The organism is Thermosynechococcus sp. M98_K2018_005, assembly GCF_015295825.1.
GTDB lineage: Bacteria > Cyanobacteriota > Cyanobacteriia > Thermosynechococcales > Thermosynechococcaceae > Thermosynechococcus.
In genome coordinates this window covers 1-16439 of the sequence record NZ_DVEH01000063.1, presented here as the reverse complement: position 1 = coordinate 16439, position 16439 = coordinate 1, and the positions used below count along the sequence as shown (strand labels likewise).

Below are 16439 nucleotides of genomic sequence, written 5' to 3'. Positions count from 1 at the left end.
GCAATCCACTGCAAAATGCCTTTGAGGTCTATTACGCCCGCAATCCCTTGGTGAAGTTGCGGGGGGCGATCGGGGGGCTGCGGGTGATGAGTGCTTACTATGGTGAACTCTGGCGAAACCTCAATTTAATCCGTTTGGGGCTCCACCATGCCAAGCGTCACCATCCGGAAGTCACGACCATCGTCGGTGGCGGTGCGGTCAGTGTCTTTTATGAACAATTGGGTTCTCAATTACCCAAAGGCACCATTGTTTCCGTTGGTGAAGGGGAAAGGTTGCTGCACAAAGTCCTAACCAACCAACCAATTGCCGGGGAGCGTTGCTACATTGCGGGTGTTGAAAAGCCCCGCGATCGCCTCATCCACGAATGGCCAACCCCCATCGAAAAAACCGCCTGCAACTACGACTACATCGAGACGATTTGGCCAGAGTTTGAATATTACCTTCAAGGGGGTGACTTTTATATTGGGGTGCAAACCAAGCGCGGCTGTCCCCACAACTGCTGCTACTGCGTCTATACCGTGGTTGAAGGCAAACAGGTGCGCATTAATCCCGCTGAAGAAGTCGTCGCCGAAATGCGCCAGCTTTACGATCGCGGTGTGCGCAACTTTTGGTTTACCGATGCCCAATTTATCCCCGCTCGCAAATTTATCCCCGACGCGATCGCCCTGCTGCGGGAAATCCTCAAAGCAGGCATGAATGATATTCACTGGGCGGCCTACATCCGTGCCGACAACCTCACCCCCGAACTGTGTGAGCTAATGGTGCAAACGGGGATGAACTACTTTGAAATCGGCATTACCAGTGGCTCCCAAGAACTGGTGCGGAAAATGCGCATGGGCTACAACCTGCGAACGGTGCTGCAAAACTGTCGTGCTTTGAAAGCCGCCGGGTTCAACGCCCTCGTTTCTGTGAATTACTCCTTCAATGTCATTGACGAACGCCCTGAAACAATTGCCCAGACGATTGCCTACCACCGCGAACTGGAACGCATTTTTGGTGCGGACAACGTTGAGCCAGCCATCTTCTTCATTGGTCTGCAACCCCATACCCACCTTGAGGAGTACGCTCTCGAGCGCGGCATTTTACGCCCCGGCTACAACCCCATGAGCCTCATGCCCTGGACCGCTAAGAAACTGCTTTGGAACCCCGAACCGATGGGATCCGTCTTTGGGGAAGTGTGCCTTGCGGCTTGGCGCCTCAATCCCAATGACTTTGGCCGCACCGTCATAGATCTACTGGAGGAGCGCTTTGGCTGTGCCCCCTTGGCGGAGGCTTTGTCAGCACCTCTTGAGGAACGCCCTTTGGTGCATCGTTAAAAAAAGCGCAATAAAATGACCATTCCCCCTTAGAATGTTTCCTAGATCATTTCTGGCAATGAGTTAGTAAACAGAGGAAGGGATCAGGTGGTTAGAGTCGCTATCAATGGTTTTGGGCGCATCGGTCGGAACTTCATGCGTTGCTGGTTACAGCGGAAAGCCAATAGCAAGCTAGAGATTGTAGGCATCAACGATACCTCCGATCCCCGCACCAATGCCCATTTGCTGAAGTATGACTCGATGTTGGGCATTTTCCACGATGCCGAAATTAGCGCTGACGACGACTGCATTTATACCGACGGCCATGCGGTTAAATGTGTGTCCGATCGCAACCCTGAAAATCTGCCTTGGAGCGCTTGGGGGATCGATCTGGTCATTGAAGCCACGGGGGTCTTTACTAGCCGCGAGGGGGCGAGCAAACACCTCAATGCCGGTGCGAAAAAAGTTCTCATCACAGCGCCCGGTAAAGGCAACATCCCCACGTATGTGGTCGGGGTGAATCACCACACCTACGATCCCAGTGAAAACATCGTCAGCAATGCCAGTTGCACCACTAACTGCTTAGCCCCCATTGTCAAAGTGCTCCATGAAACCTTTGGCATTCAGCAGGGAATGATGACGACGACCCACAGTTACACGGGGGATCAACGCCTACTCGATGCAAGTCACCGCGATCTGCGGCGGGCACGGGCAGCAGCGATGAACATTGTGCCTACGTCTACGGGGGCTGCTAAGGCAGTCGGATTGGTGATTCCCGAGTTGCAAGGTAAGCTGAACGGAATTGCCCTGCGGGTACCCACCCCCAATGTTTCTGTGGTGGACTTTGTTGCTCAGGTGGAAAAACCCACCATTGCTGAGCAGGTGAACCAAGTGATCAAGGAAGCCTCTGAAACCACCATGAAGGGAATTATCCACTACAGTGAACTGGAACTGGTGTCTTCGGACTATCGGGGTCACAACGCCTCCTCAATTTTGGATGCGTCCCTAACGATGGTGATGGGGGGCAACCTAGTGAAGGTGGTGGCTTGGTACGATAACGAGTGGGGCTATAGCCAGCGGGTTCTGGACTTGGCAGAGCACATGGCCGCTCACTGGGCTTAATCGTTTCATTTTAAGGACTGGTTCGCAACTCACGATGCAAGATAAATCGATGTTAATGATCCCGGGGCCGACGCCGGTACCGGAGTCGGTTCTTCTGTCCCTCGGCAAACATCCCATTGGCCATCGCAGCGGTGACTTTAGCGAAATCATGGCAGCGGTGACGGCAGGGTTGAAATGGCTGCATCAGACTACAAATGATGTCCTGGTTTTGGCCGCCAGTGGCACAGGGGCAATGGAAGCCGGGATCATTAACTTTCTCAGTGCGGGGGATCGTGTCCTTGTGGGCTGTAACGGTAAGTTTGGCGAGCGCTGGGGGGAAGTGTGTGATGCCTACGGTCTCAACACTGAGCGCATTACGGCCCCTTGGGGACAGCCCCTCAATCCCGATGACTTCAAAGCAGCTCTAGAGGCGGACACGGCCAAAACGATTAAGGCGGTGATCATTACCCACAGTGAAACCTCAACGGGAGTGATCAATGACTTAGAGGCGATCAACCGCCATGTCAAAGCCCACGGCCAAGCCCTCATTATTGTGGATGCCGTCACTAGTCTGGGTGCTGTGAGTGTGCCCATTGACGAGTGGGGGTTAGATGTTGTCGGTTCTGGCTCCCAAAAGGGCTATATGATTCCGCCGGGCTTAGCCTTTGTCAGTGTCAGTGCCAAGGCTTGGGAAGCCTACAAAACGGCAACGCTGCCGAAGTTCTATCTTGACCTTGGCAAATACCGCAAAGACGCCGCCAAGAACACAACCCCCTTTACGCCACCAGTCAATCTCTTCTTTGCTTTGAAGACAGCACTGGAGATGATGCAAGCGGAGGGCTTAGAGAATATCTTTGCCCGCCACCAGCGCTTGATGCAGGCCACCCGCGCCGCCATGAAGGCACTCAACTTACCCCTTTATGCGCCGGATCACTGTGCCAGTCCCGCCATCACCGCTGTGGCACCCCAAGGGGTAGAGGCCGAAAAGATTCGCAGCCTGATGAAAAAACGCTTTGACATTGCCCTAGCGGGCGGTCAAGATCACCTGAAGGGGCAAATTTTCCGAGTGGGTCACTTGGGCTTTGTCAGCGATCGCGATATTTTGGCAGCCATCAGTGCTCTTGAAACTGTGCTTGGGGAATTGGGGTACAGCAACTTTAGCCCCGGTGCTGGGGTAGCCGCTGCCAGTCGGGTATTGACCACGGCCTAAGTGATGGAGCCTTGGTTACAGCCACCGGCAGTCCAGCAGGCACGACGCATTTGCGCCAGTTTTCAGCGGTGGGCAGGGCGATCGCTCCTGCCGGATATTGCTGAGGATGATTTGGGCTTGGCGCAGCAGTTGTTTCACTGGTCACAACCGGTGCTGTCCCACGGCTGTGAGGCAGATCCCATCCTCAACTATGGCAACCAAGCCGCCCTCACCCTATGGGAATTCCCCTGGGCCGAGTTGGTGCAACTTCCCTCGCGGCTGACGGCGGAACCCATGGCCCAAGAAGAACGCGCGAGACTTCTTGCTGAAGCAGCCCGCCAAGGCTATGCCAACAACTACACTGGTGTTCGTATTTCTCGTTCTGGGCGGCGGTTTCGCATTGAAAATGCTTGGATTTGGACAGTTTTGGATGAGACGGGTACCCCTGTCGGACAAGCAGCAACGTTTGATCAATGGCAGTTCCTGTAGGATTGATCTAACCCCCCGCGTGCTGTACAAAGTTGTCCATGAAAGAACTCCTTGCCCATTGGCTGCATCAGGTTCAAGCCTTCCGCTATCATCGCCGTACGACGGAAAGCCTCAATCAATTGATTCAGATGCTGTATGCTGAATCCCATTTGAACATTCCCTATGTCGTCTTGATTGTTACTTCCTGCGCGATCGCCACCTTTGGTTTGCTCTCCAACAGTGCAGCCGTGATTATTGGCGCCATGGTGATTGCGCCCCTGATGCTTCCTATACGGGGGTTGGCTCTCGCGGCTCTCATTGGCGAGTTTAAGATGTTTTGGCAAGCGGCCCTTGCCCTGATTGTCGGTACCCTCATGGCCATTGGCATATCTTGGACGATTGGCGTCATGGTGGGTCTTGAGGTCTATGGCAGTGAAATCATGGCACGCTCCCAACCCAATCTTCTGGATTTGGGGATTGCTGTAGCGGCTGGAGCGGTGAGTGCCTACGCGATCGCAGAACCCCGTGTCTCAAATACCTTGGCCGGCACAGCGATCGCCGTTGCCCTGATGCCCCCCGTTTGTACCATTGGCTTGGGAATGGCACAGCTCAATGCTTCCCTCAGTATTGGGGCAACGCTGTTGTATCTGACAAACCTACTGGGGATTACTCTAGCCTGCATGGTGGTTTTTGTGATTGTGGGCTATATTCCCCTGCACAAAGGTCGGCGTCCCCTCACCATTGCGGCTGCCCTCACGGGTGTCTTAGTGATTCCCTTAGCGATTAGTTTTAGCCGCCTCATTGAGCAGGCACGCTTACAACATCAGGTGCGCGAAGCTCTGACTCAGGGAACACTGACCTTTCAACGTCTTGATTTATTAGGAATGGAAACAAACTGGGTGAGTAATCCCCCCGTGGTGCGTGTCAATGTGCGTGCCCGCGAACCTGTGACTCCCAAGCAGATCGCCCTTATGGAAGAGTTTATCCAACAGCGGATGAATCGCCCGTTTCGTCTGGTGCTGCAAGTCTCAAATATTGAAGAAGTGACCTCCGAGGCACCCTTGCCGTAGGTTTTTGGAGCATTCAGCCAAAATGTTAAACTATTAGGATTGCAGCCTAGTTATATTTTGCCAACGCTTCACATCAACGCATGAGTGACTTTCTCCCCTACGCCTATCTCAATGGTCAGTTTGTTCCTTTTGCAGAGGCCAAAATTTCTGTGGCAACCCATGCCCTGCACTACGGAACCGCAGCTTTAGGAGGTTTGCGCGGTCTTCCCAACCCTGCCAATGCCAAGGAAATCCTGCTCTTTCGCCTTGAGGATCACTGTCGTCGCCTCAGTCGCAGTGCCCACTATTTGGGCTATGAATTGCCGACAAGCGAAATCAAGTCGAAGATTGTTGAATGGGTGCAAAAAAACCAACCCAGCGTGCCTTTCTATATCCGTCCTTTGGTTTATACTTCTGGGCTGGGCATTACACCACGGCTCCATGACATTGAGAAGGATTTTCTCATTTATGGCATGCCCCTTGGCGATTACCTGTCAGCCGCCGGCGTTACCTGTCGCATTAGTTCGTGGCAGCGGCAGTGCGATCGCTCGTTTCCCCTGCGGGGCAAGCTGACGACCTCCTACATTGTCTCAGCACTGGCAAAAACAGAGGCCGTTGCCTGCGGCTTTGATGAGGCGATTCTCCTCAACGATCAAGGGAAAGTCTGTGAAGCGTCGGGAATGAATCTCTTCTTGGTGCGGGATGGGCAATTGATTACGCCGAGCGTGGATCAGGATATTCTGGAGGGGATTACGCGCCGCAGTGTGATTGAACTCGCGCAAGCGGCCGGTGTTAAAGTGATTGAGCGCCCCGTGGATCGTACGGAACTGTTGATCGCCGATGAGGTCTTTTTAACCGGCACGGCTGCGCGAATCGTGCCCGTCAGTCGCATTGAGACCTACACTCTGCCGAGCGATCGCCCCCTGACACGCCAACTACAAAAACAATTACAGGCAATCGTTGAAGGCCGAGAGCCACAGTATCGTCACTGGATTGATGTCATTCCGCTCTAGCCAAAGTGGCTGTGATCCACTCATGTGAGGTACTTGCAGAGGCTCAATTCCGTTCCTTTGGGGTTCCAATAGACCTCATCAAAGATGGCATAGATCAAAAATAAGCCCCGACCACATTCACAGTCGGCGGCTGGCAACAACTCATCAGCGCTCTCAGAAACATTACTGGGCGGGGAGAAACCGTCCCCCTGATCCGTAATCACCCACCAGCATTGATCAGGAGAAAAGGTATAACGGACAAAAACCAGCTTTTCAGGGTTGAGTTGATTGCCGTGGCGAGCCGCATTAACAAGGGCTTCCTGGAGGCCTAGCCTAATTTCATCTTTGTACTGGGGGGGGAGATGACTCAGCAGAATCTCTAGAATAGGTTGGAGAAAAAGTGTTGAGGGAAATGCTAGGGTTTGCCATTGAGGTGCAACGTACGTTAACGTCATAGACGGCATAACCCGTAAAGAATAACTGGGTAGCAGGATACAGATCCGAGACTAGTCAGAGTCATTGACGGATAACCGAACCCTTCTATCTTTAGCTTAGCAAGGGAGTTGTTGCTCGCACAACCGCTGCCGGTACTACCAATGCTTCCCAATACTTCGGTCAACTAGTGGAGGCGATCGCCAAAATAGCGGCGGTAAAGATCACAGCGCACCTGAGCCAAATTTCCCTCTAGGGTAATCAATCCCAAACTGTGGAGCTTAAAGCCAATGGTGCTATCAACAAGACTGCCCTTGTCTGCTTGCAGAATCTCCCTAAAGGCGGGCACCAGGTCTTCCTGTTGCTGGAGATGCCACCACTGCCGCCGCAGGTGATCGCGATATAACCCCGTTTCTGAGGCCGCATTGGTCATTAGCTCCTGCCATGTCAGGTCTTGGCGGGCGAGGTGATAGAGGCTCAGACGAATTAGATAGGGATGACCTCCCACTAAGTGCTGAAGGTCTTGAAGCTGCTCCTCTGACAGACTCAGGCTGTGGAGGCGACACAACTCAGCAATTTGTTCTTGGTTGAATTCCGGCAGATCAATGGCTAAGCCAACGTTGAAGGGGGACTGATTAATGTCTAGGGGAATATAGACCTCCGTGCCATGAACCACAATTAGACGGAGGTTGCGCCAAATATCGCGGTTTTTGCCCTCTTCATGCCATGCCCGCAACAGGCCAAAGAAGTCACTGGCCACTTCTGGATATTCAAACACCCGATCCACTTCGTCTAGGCCGAGGACAAGCGGGCGACTCTCAAATTGCGTCCCCGGTTTTTGGCAATTGGGTAAGAGATACTCCTCAAAGTAGGTAGTGCAGTTGTATTTACTGCCAAAAATGTCATCCCAATACTCATTGAGGCGGTTTTCTAGCCCTAATCGCCGCCCGACACTGGCACAGAGCCAACGCAGTAGTTTTTCTAAATCGCTGAAGACTTGGGCATCTGCCAGTTGGAAACTGAGGGGAACAGTGCCATAGCCCTCTTGGGTCGCGCGGTAGAGGAGCCGTGCCATGAGTGAGGTTTTGCCCATTTGGCGGGGAGCTTTGATGCGAATGAGGGAGCCGGGTTGCAAGAGGGTTTCACGACAGCGTTGCTCAATGGGGGGCCGCTCAATATAAAAAGCCGAGGCCACTTCCACCTGCCCTTCTGGGAGTTCTGGCTCAGCCACAGGAACAGGGGCACCATCACCCACCAATATGCCCGTTTGAGCAGGTTCAGCAATGGTTTCTGGGGCGAGATCGCTACTAGTTGCCACAGGAGCTGTCGTGGCATTTACCAAGTCGAGAATCTCTTGCAGCAGGGTGTCGGTGTCCGCTGGCGATCGCCAGAAGCGCTGTTGGAGGCGATGCAGGTAGCCCCGCAACTCATAATTCAAGGGCATATCCAGCGGAAAATTGACCCGCACAGGCAAGATAAAGGGACGGCGATCGCCCCGTTGGGCTTGCAACTGTTTGACGGTGCGGACTTCCTCAAGCACCATTTCACTTTTCGCCGCCCTTTGTGACAGCAACAGAACAAAGAAATCACACCGCTTTAGCTCCTGATCAATCCGCTGTGCCCATACCTCACCAAGGCAGATACTTTGGCTGGCCATAAAGGGTTGGTGGCCCGCTTTTTGCAACACCTCTTGGAGCGCACTTGCCAACTGCAAATCGGTGCCGTCACTGGAGTGACTGATAAAAACATGGCGACCTTGGTTGGGAAGGGCGGCGGTAGCTGCCGGTGGAGAGGACACTGGTTTCGGTTCGGTCGCTTGGGGGGACAGTGTGGAAACAGAAGGCAGCGGACTGGGCAACACCGCAGCACCCTCATCCTTCCTTGGCGATCGCCAGAGGTCTTGAACGGGCGTTTTGAGAAATTTACCAAGGCGAAGCCAAAAGGATTTGGGCACCTCCACCTGTTGCAGGCTGGCAAGGGCATCGGTAGCCGTGGCAAAGCGCTCGTAGGGAGAAGGGTGAATTAGTTTATTGACAAACTGCACTAGGCGATCGCTCACTGGTACAGCCGCCTGCCAACACCAACAACCATAGGGGTCTTGGGTGAGTTGCAGGGGACTCAACCCCGTCAATGCCTGTACAGCCACCATCCCCAAGGAGTAGAGATCACTGGCTGGCCGAGGACGACCCTGGGCTTGCTCTGGAGCCATATACCCCGGTGTGCCAATGGCGATCGTCTGCGGATTCGTCTCTCCCACCAGGGTACCGCCGCCAATGGAGACCCCCATCTCCTTCACAGCGCCAAAATCAATCAGTACCAAGCGGTGATCCGATTGGCGACGAATCAAGTTATCGGGTTTAATATCGCGGTGGATGACACCACATTGATGCACAAAGGCCAGAATGCCAAGGGCATCTTGGAGCAACTCAATCAGCCGTGCTGCTGGCCAAGCGCAGCCCGGCATCAATTCCTGCCGCAGGACTTGGCCCTCAATGAAGTCTTGGACAAGGTAAAATTCGTTGTCCTCCTCAAAGTAGGCCAGGAGGCGGGGGATTTGCTCATGGCTACCCAGCCGCTCTAGAATTTGTGCCTCCCGTTGAAAGAGCGATCGCGCCAAGGGGAGAAACGCCGCATCGGTACGGGCGGGTCGCAGGTACTTGACCACGCATTTGGCACGAATGGGACGGTGAACATCCTCAGCAAGAAACGTCTGGCCAAAGTTCCCAGCTCCCAAGACTCGAATGAGTTTATAGCGCCCGCCCAGGGTTTTCCCAATCATGGTTAATGTGTGGTTTTGCTGCCCGTTGTTGATATTTGTTGATATATCTTGGCATAGGCACTTCCTTTTTCCCCACTGCAGACCCACTGGCTAAGTTGACACAGGCAAGGGCTAGATCCCGAGGTTGAGGGGAATAATTTGACCAAAGAGGCCGAGGCTCCAAACTCTTTGAATGGGCAATTCCGTCACAAAGAGGGTCGCCACCCCCAAGTTGTAGGATTGGGTGTTGTAACTAATGTAGCGTTCGATCTCCTCTGCAGGACGGGACTCCAGCTGCTCGCAAAATTCCAAGGCCAGCAGGGCGATCGCGCTATCGCGATGGACGATCTCTGGACACACTTGGGTTAAAAGGAAGGCGTTCATTTCCGCTGCGGCGCGGCGTTGATAGTCGGCAGGGGTGGGATTAGTCAGAACCGCAGCAATAATCCCCAAGAGAAAAAAGGCGCCACCGCCCCACCAAAGAGGGCGTGCCATGACTTGGGAAAGGAGAGGCACTTTCATAGGAGAGTTCTCTATGCTATGCTAGAAGACTAGCTTAGGAAGCATGGCGAGCGTAGCCAAGTGGTTAAGGCAGTGGATTGTGGTTCCACCATTCGTGGGTTCGAGTCCCATCGCTCGCCCTTTATTCTAGTGGATGATGTACCGAGTGGGTGTGTCCGTGGCACGACGGCTACGATGGGGATGTCTTGTACTGTTGTTGAGCCTGTTACTGGTTGCCTGTGGCGGTGATGGGCCTCGCAAAGGGGATGACAGTATTGTCATTGGTACCACGGCTCGCCTGCGCACCCTAGACCCTGCTGATGCCTACGAAAATTTGGCGGGATTGCTGCTGTTGAATTTGGGCGATCGCCTCTATACCTACGAAGGCAAAAACCTCACTCCCCAACTGGCCACAGCCTTACCCCAGGTGAGTGAGGATGGCCTTACTTACCGCATTCCTCTGCGGCGGGGGGTTCGCTTCCACGATGGCACGCCGTTTAATGCAGCAGCCATGGCCTTTTCCCTTGAGCGATTTATGAAGAGTGGCGGCCAACCCGCCTCGCTGCTCGCAGGACGAGTCAAAGACATTAAGGCGATCGCTGAGGATTTACTAGAAATTCGCCTCAAGGAACCCTTTGTGGCTTTTCCCCATTTGTTGGCCTTTAGTGGCCTGTGTGCCGTTTCTCCGACAGCCTATGGAGCAGCGGGCGATCGCTTTTTGCCGACGCAGTTTGTAGGCACAGGCCCTTACCGTTTAGCGGCCTACAGTACTGATGGGGTGCGCCTTGAACCCTTTGCAGACTATTGGGGCACCAAACCCCAAAATGCTGGGATTCGCTTACAAATCTTCTCCAGCAGCGCCAATCTCTACAATGCCTTCCGCACGGGGGCTGTCGATGTGGCAATCGGCGCTCTCGATCCCAATCAAATGCGTGCCCTTAGGGCTCAAGCTACAACAAAGGACTGGCAGGTGATTACCGGGGCAGGCAACGCTGTGACCGTCCTAAGCATTAATTTGCGCCAACCGCCTTGGGATCAATTGGCGGCACGGCAGGTTTTGGCGGCCAGTGTCAATCGTCAACGTCTCACGGAACGGGTCTTTTTGGGGGAGGCAGAGCCCCTGTACTCATTGGTGCCCAGTTTATTTCCTGTGAGTGAACCCGTCTTTCGCGATCGCTATGGAGACGGCGATTCGAGCCAAATAGACCACTGGTTGCAGAACACGACCATTTCACCGCAGCAGCCCTTGGTGGTCAACCTTTGGTACCGTGCCAATGTGCCTAGTAATGTGCTGGCGGCAACGGTTCTTAAAGCTTCATTAGAACGGGATTTAGGCGATCGCGTTCAGGTGCAATTGAACAGTGCCGACTCCGCCACGATCTACCGCAATTTAGAAAGTGGAGCCTATCCCTTGGTCTTGCTCGACTGGTACGGTGATTTTTACGATGCCGATAACTACCTTGAACCCTTCCTGAGTTGCGATCGCGGTTCTGTGGAAACAGGCTGTGAAAGTGGTGCCAGTGCGGCGTGGGGATCCTTCTTCTACAGTCCTGAGGCCAACGACCTAATTGTTGCCAGTCGCCGTGAGGCCAATCCCCAACGCCGTGGGGTACTATTGCGTCAGCTTCAGGAACTCAATGCCAAGGCCGTGGCCTTTTTGCCCCTGTGGCAGAGTGAAACCATCCTCTTTGCTCAACCCCAGTTGCGCGGGTTAGCCCTTGATGTCAACCAACTCTTTGCCTTTGCCCCCCTGCAGAAAGCGCCAAAAGATCAATGAGTCCCCGAAAGCAACGCTTGGATAGTCTTCTTGTGGAGCGGCATCTGTGTGAGAGCCGCCAACAGGCACAACGCTGGATTCGCGCCGGGGAAGTGCAGGTCAACCATGTCCCCATTGATAAGCCGGGTACGCTGGTGGCGGTGGATGCCACGATTCAGGTGAAGGCAAAATCCGCCTATGTTTCGCGGGGAGGTGAAAAACTTGCCCATGCCCTAGGGGTTTTTCCTGTGGTGGTGCGCGATCGCGTGTGTTTAGATGGCGGTATTTCCACGGGCGGCTTTACGGATTGTCTGCTGCAAGCGGGCGCGAAACAGGTCTATGGGATTGATGTCGGCTATGGCCAAGTGGATTGGAAACTGCGCCAAGACCCCCGCGTTATCCTCAGGGAACGCACCAACCTGCGCTATCTAACCTCCGCTGATCTCTACACTGACGATGCGCCCCGCCCCGATCTTGGGGTAGTGGATGTCTCTTTTATTTCCCTGACCAAAGTTTTACCCGCCCTATGGGAATTATTGCTGCCGCCGCGAGAGCTAATTGCCTTAATTAAGCCGCAATTTGAAGTGGGGCGCGATTACCTCGGCAAACATGGTGTGGTGCGCGATGCCAAGGCGCGTCAAGAAGCTGTGGATCAGGTGATTGCCGCCGCCGAAGCTTTGGGGTGGCAGTGCCACGGTGTGACTCCCTCGCCGATTTTGGGGCCTGCGGGCAATCAAGAATTCCTTGCCTATTTTTCCTGTCGTACTGTGAAGAATGCTTCCTTAGAGAACGAGATGGTATCATCAACCTGACAAAAATGACGATTTTTCCAGAATGCAGCAAGTGGCACCGTTTATTCCTCCTTGGGCAAAATGGCTCAATGGCATCTTTTTGGTGTGCCTAGGACTGGGCATTCTTGCCTTCTGTGGCTACCTCTATAACTTTCGTGAGACGTTGATACTGTACGCACCGTTTCTCCTTCAGGCGGCAATTACGACGTTTTTGATCTCAGTCTTTAGTTTGCTCTTGGCGGTAATCTTGGGGGCGATCGCCACCTGGGCAAGGTTGCATCCTGTCCCGCCACTGCGCTGGCTCAGTACGGTTTACATTGAATTTGTGCGCGGTACCCCGACTTTGGTGCAACTGCTGGTGTGGGGCTTTGGCATTGGTGGCCTCTTGAGTCAATTGGGTTTTGATCCTCGGCAAATTGCCTTTGATGTCATGACCGTGCTGCAAAGCAACCGCTTGGTGTCGCCGCTTTTTAACTACATTTTCTACGGCATTCTTGGCTTGGGCTTTAACTATGGTGCCTATTTGAGTGAGGTCTTTCGCAGTGGCCTAGAGGGGGTTCCCAAGGGACAAACGGAAGCCAGCCTCAGCCTTGGCCTCTCGGGTCGGCAAACCCTATGGCGGGTTATTCTGCCCCAAGCCATTTTGATTATCCTGCCCCCCTTTACCAATAACTTCATTACGCTGATGCAGGACTGCGCTCTCTTGGTGGTGATTGGCGTGCCGGAACTACAAAACATGACGAGTACCTTTGCCAATCCCATTACCGATCCGCAGCGGAAGCTCTTTATCTATATCTTGGGTGCGATGTTCTACTTTGCCCTCTGTTTCCCTCTATCACGGCTCTCCCGCTTCCTTGAGCGACGGTGGCAGCGATCAACTATTTCATAGTCAAAACCGTTATGAGTATGATATAGTAAGCATAGCTGTTAAAAAATGTGAACAGCTCTATTCAACCTGTCGTAGTTAGGAGTACGAGGTTTTCTATGTCTGACTGTCTGCGTGTTGGTCAGCCCGCCCCGGATTTTGAAGCGGTTGCTGTTTATGACCAAGAGTTCAAAACCGTCAAGCTCTCGGACTATCGCGGTAAGTACGTTGTTTTGTTCTTCTATCCTTTGGACTTCACGTTTGTTTGCCCCACGGAAATTGTCGCTTTTAGCGATCGCTACGATGAATTTGCCAAACTGAACACCGAAATCCTTGGCGTGTCCGTGGATAGCCAGTTCTCCCACTTGGCTTGGACGCAAACCGATCGCAAAGCTGGCGGTGTTGGCGATCTCAAATATCCCCTCGTGTCTGACCTGAAAAAAGAGATCAGCACTGCCTACAACGTGTTGACCGAGGAAGGGGTGGCCCTGCGCGGTCTCTTCATCATTGACAAAGAAGGGATTATCCAACACGCCACAATCAATAACTTGGCCTTTGGCCGCAGCGTTGATGAGACCCTGCGGGTGCTGCAAGCGATTCAATACGTTCAAGCTCACCCCGACGAAGTCTGCCCCGCTGGCTGGCAACCTGGCGACAAAACGATGAACCCTGACCCTGTCAAATCCAAGGTCTATTTTGAAGCGGTGGGCTAATTGCCCCTCTTTCTCAGACTGATCCGTGCGCCGAACCTGCCCTTGGGGTGGGTTCTTTTTTGGTTTCGCCAAGACCTGTGAGAAAACGTTAGGGTGGAAGAGAAGGCCTGTTGCCGAATGGGGAGGCAAACATGACCGTTGATCGCCGCCTAATGCAAGCGATAGAAACACTGGGGTACCGAGTTACCGCAGGGGATGTGGCGGGTACGGTGGGATTACCGCTGCAGACAGCCGAAAAAGGATTAATGGCCTTGGCTGCCGATGTTGGCGGAACGCTGCAAGTGGCCGAAAGCGGCGATATTGCTTACGTCTTCCCGAGAAATTTTCGCAGTATCCTCCAAGCAAAGTACTGGCAACTGCGACTGCGGGCGGTGGCGCAGCGGGTTTGGGGTGTTGTTTTCTACCTGATTCGCATTTCCTTTGGCATTTTTCTCATTGTTTCGATAATTCTGATTTTTCTGGCGATCGCCATCATTTTAATTGCCCTTTCCAGTCAAGGACGAGACGGTGATGATCGCGGCCAAGGCAGCTCTTGGGGGGGCGGTGGCATCAATTTTTGGGTCTTTCCCGACTTTTGGTATTTCTTTGGCGATCCTTCTCCCCAGCGATCGCGCCCACGGTCACAGGACAATGACGAGGAAATGAACTTCTTTGAGGGAGTCTATTCCTTCCTCTTTGGCGATGGCAATCCCAATGCCGACCTCGAAGAACGCCGCTGGCAACTGATTGGCCAAGTGATCCGCAACAATGGCGGGGTAGTGACCGCAGAGCAAATTGCCCCCTATCTCGATTTAGAAACCGATGCGGGGGACGATGAGTGGTATATGCTGCCGGTGCTCACCCGCTTTAATGGTCGCCCCGAGGTCACAGAGACAGGGCAGATTATCTATCGCTTTCCTGAGTTACAAACGACGGCTCAAACTCGCAAAGGGCAACGGCAGACGCTTCCCCCCATCTTGGAAGAGCACCGCTGGCGCTTTAGTCGGGCACCCGCTTGGCAAATTATGGTGGCCATTGGCTTGGGCTGTGTCAATCTGATTGGGGCGCTGATGCTGTGGTACCTCTTGGGAGATGGGGCGATCGCCCAAGAACTGGGGGGACTGGTGGCCTTTGTGGCCTCCATCTTCTGGATTTTGTTGGGCTATGGTATTGGCTTTTTGGGTATTCCCTTGGGGCGGTACTACTGGCTACTGTGGCAAAATCAACGCATTCGCGATCGCAATGCTCGCCGTTACCACTATGCCAATATCCTAGCCAATCCCACACCGCAGTTGCGTGCCAAATTACGGGCGGCTCAAGCCTATGCCCAGCAGCGGCAAATCCGTGAACAGGATGTCATTTATCGCTCAGATCAGGATTTAGTGGAGCAGGAACTTGCCCAATCGGAAGCCATCGATCGCGAGTGGTTACGTCGACTGGAATCGGAGTAGATCATGCCCCGTTCCGCTCTACGCCCAGCGGCTGCCACAGGAGATCTCGAGGCCATTCAAGCCCTCCTAGAAGCGGCGCTTGCCCCCAAGGGGATAGGGGTCACCGTGAGCCAGCGGCGCGAATGTCTCTTGTTGCGCCTCCAGTGTCCAACGAGTGTCCCGGCTGCAATTGTGTTAACGCTGCTCGCTCGCGAACTGATCCACTGGCCAAGCTATGTCCACAGCAGCATCCTGATCACGGCCTGCCAAGACAGCCATGAACTCTGGGAAGAGGTGCTTGATCTGACCAGTCCCCATGAGTTACAACGCCTTGCCGAGGGGGAGCACCTGCGCCAGCACCTTCCCATTGCTTCAGCCACCCGCAAGGAAGAGTTTGGCATTCCTGTACAACCCCTCAGCACCAAAGATTGCCAAGTGATCGCAGCGGGGTTGGGTCTATCGCTCCTTCTCCTTGCGTCAGAGCAGGTGACGTTTTTGCTCAGTCCGCTGATTACCCTTGTCCACGAAATGGGTCATGCAGTAATGGCGTGGCTCTTTGGCTATCCAGCGGTTCCCGCCTTTGATTTTCGCTACGGTGGTGGCGTCACTCTCCATGGCGATCGCGCAGGCGGCCTTGTCCTGCTCATTTATACCGGATTGCTGGCCTTGGCCTATTTCTACCGTCACCATCGGCTTACCCTTATTTGCCTTGGGGTCTTTACGCTGCTTTATACCCTTGTGGCCTTTAGTCCTGTCCATGAAATGCTCTTTGTAGCGATGGGGCATGGTTTTGAACTCATTTTTGCCGTCATTTTTCTCTACCGTGCCCTCAGTGGTTGGGGCTGCCGCTATCCCATTGAACGTCCCCTCTACGGTATGGTGGGGTTTTTCATTGTGTTTTTTAACATGCGCTTCGCTTGGCAGTTGCAGTTTAATCCTGTGTTTCGGGAGATGTACCTAATGGGCAAAGGGGGCATTGATCACGATTTTGTTCGCTTGGCTCGCGATTTTCTGCACACCGATTTAGCAACCGTGGTCGGCTTCTACGGTTTTTTTGTGGTTCTGACACCGCCGATCGCCTTCCTGCTCTATCGTTACCGCCAGCTCATGCTGTATTTAT

At 53.7% G+C, this 16439-nt stretch carries 15 protein-coding genes and 1 tRNA gene; 13 read left to right on the top strand and 3 right to left on the bottom strand.

Going from position 1 to position 16439, the window contains the following annotated elements; all coding sequences use genetic code 11:
- From IGQ15_RS08485 to IGQ15_RS08460, 6 genes are all read left to right on the top strand, one after another.
- Positions 1-1316: photosystem II high light acclimation radical SAM protein (locus IGQ15_RS08485; protein WP_297050780.1), on the top strand; the 1316-nt coding region annotated here is incomplete at its 5' end.
- An 87-nt stretch (positions 1317-1403) separates the two neighbouring features.
- On the top strand, positions 1404-2417 hold the full coding sequence (locus tag IGQ15_RS08480) for a type I glyceraldehyde-3-phosphate dehydrogenase (protein ID WP_297050778.1): 1014 nt from the start codon (positions 1404-1406) through the stop codon (positions 2415-2417).
- 34 nt (positions 2418-2451) lie between these two features.
- Positions 2452-3606 (top strand): alanine--glyoxylate aminotransferase family protein, encoded by a 1155-nt coding sequence (locus tag IGQ15_RS08475; RefSeq protein ID WP_297050776.1) that lies wholly within the window; start codon positions 2452-2454, stop codon positions 3604-3606.
- 3 nt (positions 3607-3609) lie between these two features.
- Complete coding sequence (locus IGQ15_RS08470; protein WP_297050775.1) at positions 3610-4074, top strand: MEKHLA domain-containing protein; 465 nt, start codon at positions 3610-3612, stop codon at positions 4072-4074.
- Positions 4075-4112: 38 nt separating this feature from the next.
- Positions 4113-5123, top strand: coding sequence for a DUF389 domain-containing protein (locus tag IGQ15_RS08465; RefSeq protein WP_297050772.1), 1011 nt, complete (start codon positions 4113-4115; stop codon positions 5121-5123).
- A gap of 80 nt (positions 5124-5203) precedes the next feature.
- The gene (locus tag IGQ15_RS08460) at positions 5204-6115 is read left to right on the top strand and encodes a branched-chain amino acid transaminase (RefSeq protein ID WP_297050771.1); all 912 of its coding nucleotides are present in this window, start codon (positions 5204-5206) and stop codon (positions 6113-6115) included.
- A gap of 20 nt (positions 6116-6135) precedes the next feature.
- Here IGQ15_RS08460 and IGQ15_RS08455 read toward each other — a convergent pair whose 3' ends face one another.
- From IGQ15_RS08455 to IGQ15_RS08445, 3 genes are all read right to left on the bottom strand, one after another.
- The gene (locus tag IGQ15_RS08455; protein WP_363315826.1) at positions 6136-6558 is read right to left on the bottom strand and encodes an ATP-binding protein; all 423 of its coding nucleotides are present in this window, start codon (positions 6556-6558) and stop codon (positions 6136-6138) included.
- A gap of 155 nt (positions 6559-6713) precedes the next feature.
- Positions 6714-9305: an AAA-like domain-containing protein gene (locus IGQ15_RS08450; RefSeq protein ID WP_297050767.1), complete on the bottom strand. Its 2592-nt coding sequence runs from the start codon at positions 9303-9305 to the stop codon at positions 6714-6716.
- A 111-nt stretch (positions 9306-9416) separates the two neighbouring features.
- Positions 9417-9806: a DUF4359 domain-containing protein gene (locus tag IGQ15_RS08445; RefSeq protein WP_297050765.1), complete on the bottom strand. Its 390-nt coding sequence runs from the start codon at positions 9804-9806 to the stop codon at positions 9417-9419.
- Between the two features lie 46 nt (positions 9807-9852).
- Between IGQ15_RS08445 and IGQ15_RS08440 the strand changes: the two genes are divergently transcribed.
- From IGQ15_RS08440 to IGQ15_RS08410, 7 genes are all read left to right on the top strand, one after another.
- Positions 9853-9925, top strand: a tRNA-His gene (locus IGQ15_RS08440).
- A 38-nt stretch (positions 9926-9963) separates the two neighbouring features.
- On the top strand, positions 9964-11562 hold the full coding sequence (locus IGQ15_RS08435; protein ID WP_297050762.1) for an ABC transporter substrate-binding protein: 1599 nt from the start codon (positions 9964-9966) through the stop codon (positions 11560-11562).
- Positions 11559-12353, top strand: a complete 795-nt coding sequence (locus IGQ15_RS08430; protein ID WP_297050761.1) for a TlyA family RNA methyltransferase — start codon at positions 11559-11561, stop codon at positions 12351-12353. Before IGQ15_RS08435 ends, IGQ15_RS08430 begins: the two co-directional genes overlap by 4 nt.
- A 22-nt stretch (positions 12354-12375) precedes the next feature.
- The gene (locus IGQ15_RS08425) at positions 12376-13221 is read left to right on the top strand and encodes an amino acid ABC transporter permease (RefSeq protein WP_297050759.1); all 846 of its coding nucleotides are present in this window, start codon (positions 12376-12378) and stop codon (positions 13219-13221) included.
- A 95-nt stretch (positions 13222-13316) separates the two neighbouring features.
- On the top strand, positions 13317-13910 hold the full coding sequence (locus IGQ15_RS08420) for a peroxiredoxin (RefSeq protein WP_149820771.1): 594 nt from the start codon (positions 13317-13319) through the stop codon (positions 13908-13910).
- Positions 13911-14041: 131 nt separating this feature from the next.
- The gene (locus IGQ15_RS08415) at positions 14042-15340 is read left to right on the top strand and encodes a hypothetical protein (protein ID WP_297050753.1); all 1299 of its coding nucleotides are present in this window, start codon (positions 14042-14044) and stop codon (positions 15338-15340) included.
- A 3-nt stretch (positions 15341-15343) separates the two neighbouring features.
- Positions 15344-16439 (top strand): hypothetical protein (locus IGQ15_RS08410; protein WP_297050751.1); only part of this gene is annotated, 1096 nt, incomplete at its 3' end.

Coding starts and splice junctions, on each gene's coding strand:
- IGQ15_RS08475 (WP_297050776.1), top strand. CDS start 2,452: ATGCAAGATAAATCGATGTTAATGATCCCGGGGCCGACGCCGGTACCG.
- IGQ15_RS08470 (WP_297050775.1), top strand. CDS start 3,610: ATGGAGCCTTGGTTACAGCCACCGGCAGTCCAGCAGGCACGACGCATT.
- IGQ15_RS08465 (WP_297050772.1), top strand. CDS start 4,113: ATGAAAGAACTCCTTGCCCATTGGCTGCATCAGGTTCAAGCCTTCCGC.
- IGQ15_RS08460 (WP_297050771.1), top strand. CDS start 5,204: ATGAGTGACTTTCTCCCCTACGCCTATCTCAATGGTCAGTTTGTTCCT.
- IGQ15_RS08455 (WP_363315826.1), bottom strand. CDS start 6,558: ATGCCGTCTATGACGTTAACGTACGTTGCACCTCAATGGCAAACCCTA.
- IGQ15_RS08450 (WP_297050767.1), bottom strand. CDS start 9,305: ATGATTGGGAAAACCCTGGGCGGGCGCTATAAACTCATTCGAGTCTTG.
- IGQ15_RS08445 (WP_297050765.1), bottom strand. CDS start 9,806: ATGAAAGTGCCTCTCCTTTCCCAAGTCATGGCACGCCCTCTTTGGTGG.
- IGQ15_RS08430 (WP_297050761.1), top strand. CDS start 11,559: ATGAGTCCCCGAAAGCAACGCTTGGATAGTCTTCTTGTGGAGCGGCAT.
- IGQ15_RS08425 (WP_297050759.1), top strand. CDS start 12,376: ATGCAGCAAGTGGCACCGTTTATTCCTCCTTGGGCAAAATGGCTCAAT.
- IGQ15_RS08420 (WP_149820771.1), top strand. CDS start 13,317: ATGTCTGACTGTCTGCGTGTTGGTCAGCCCGCCCCGGATTTTGAAGCG.
- IGQ15_RS08415 (WP_297050753.1), top strand. CDS start 14,042: ATGACCGTTGATCGCCGCCTAATGCAAGCGATAGAAACACTGGGGTAC.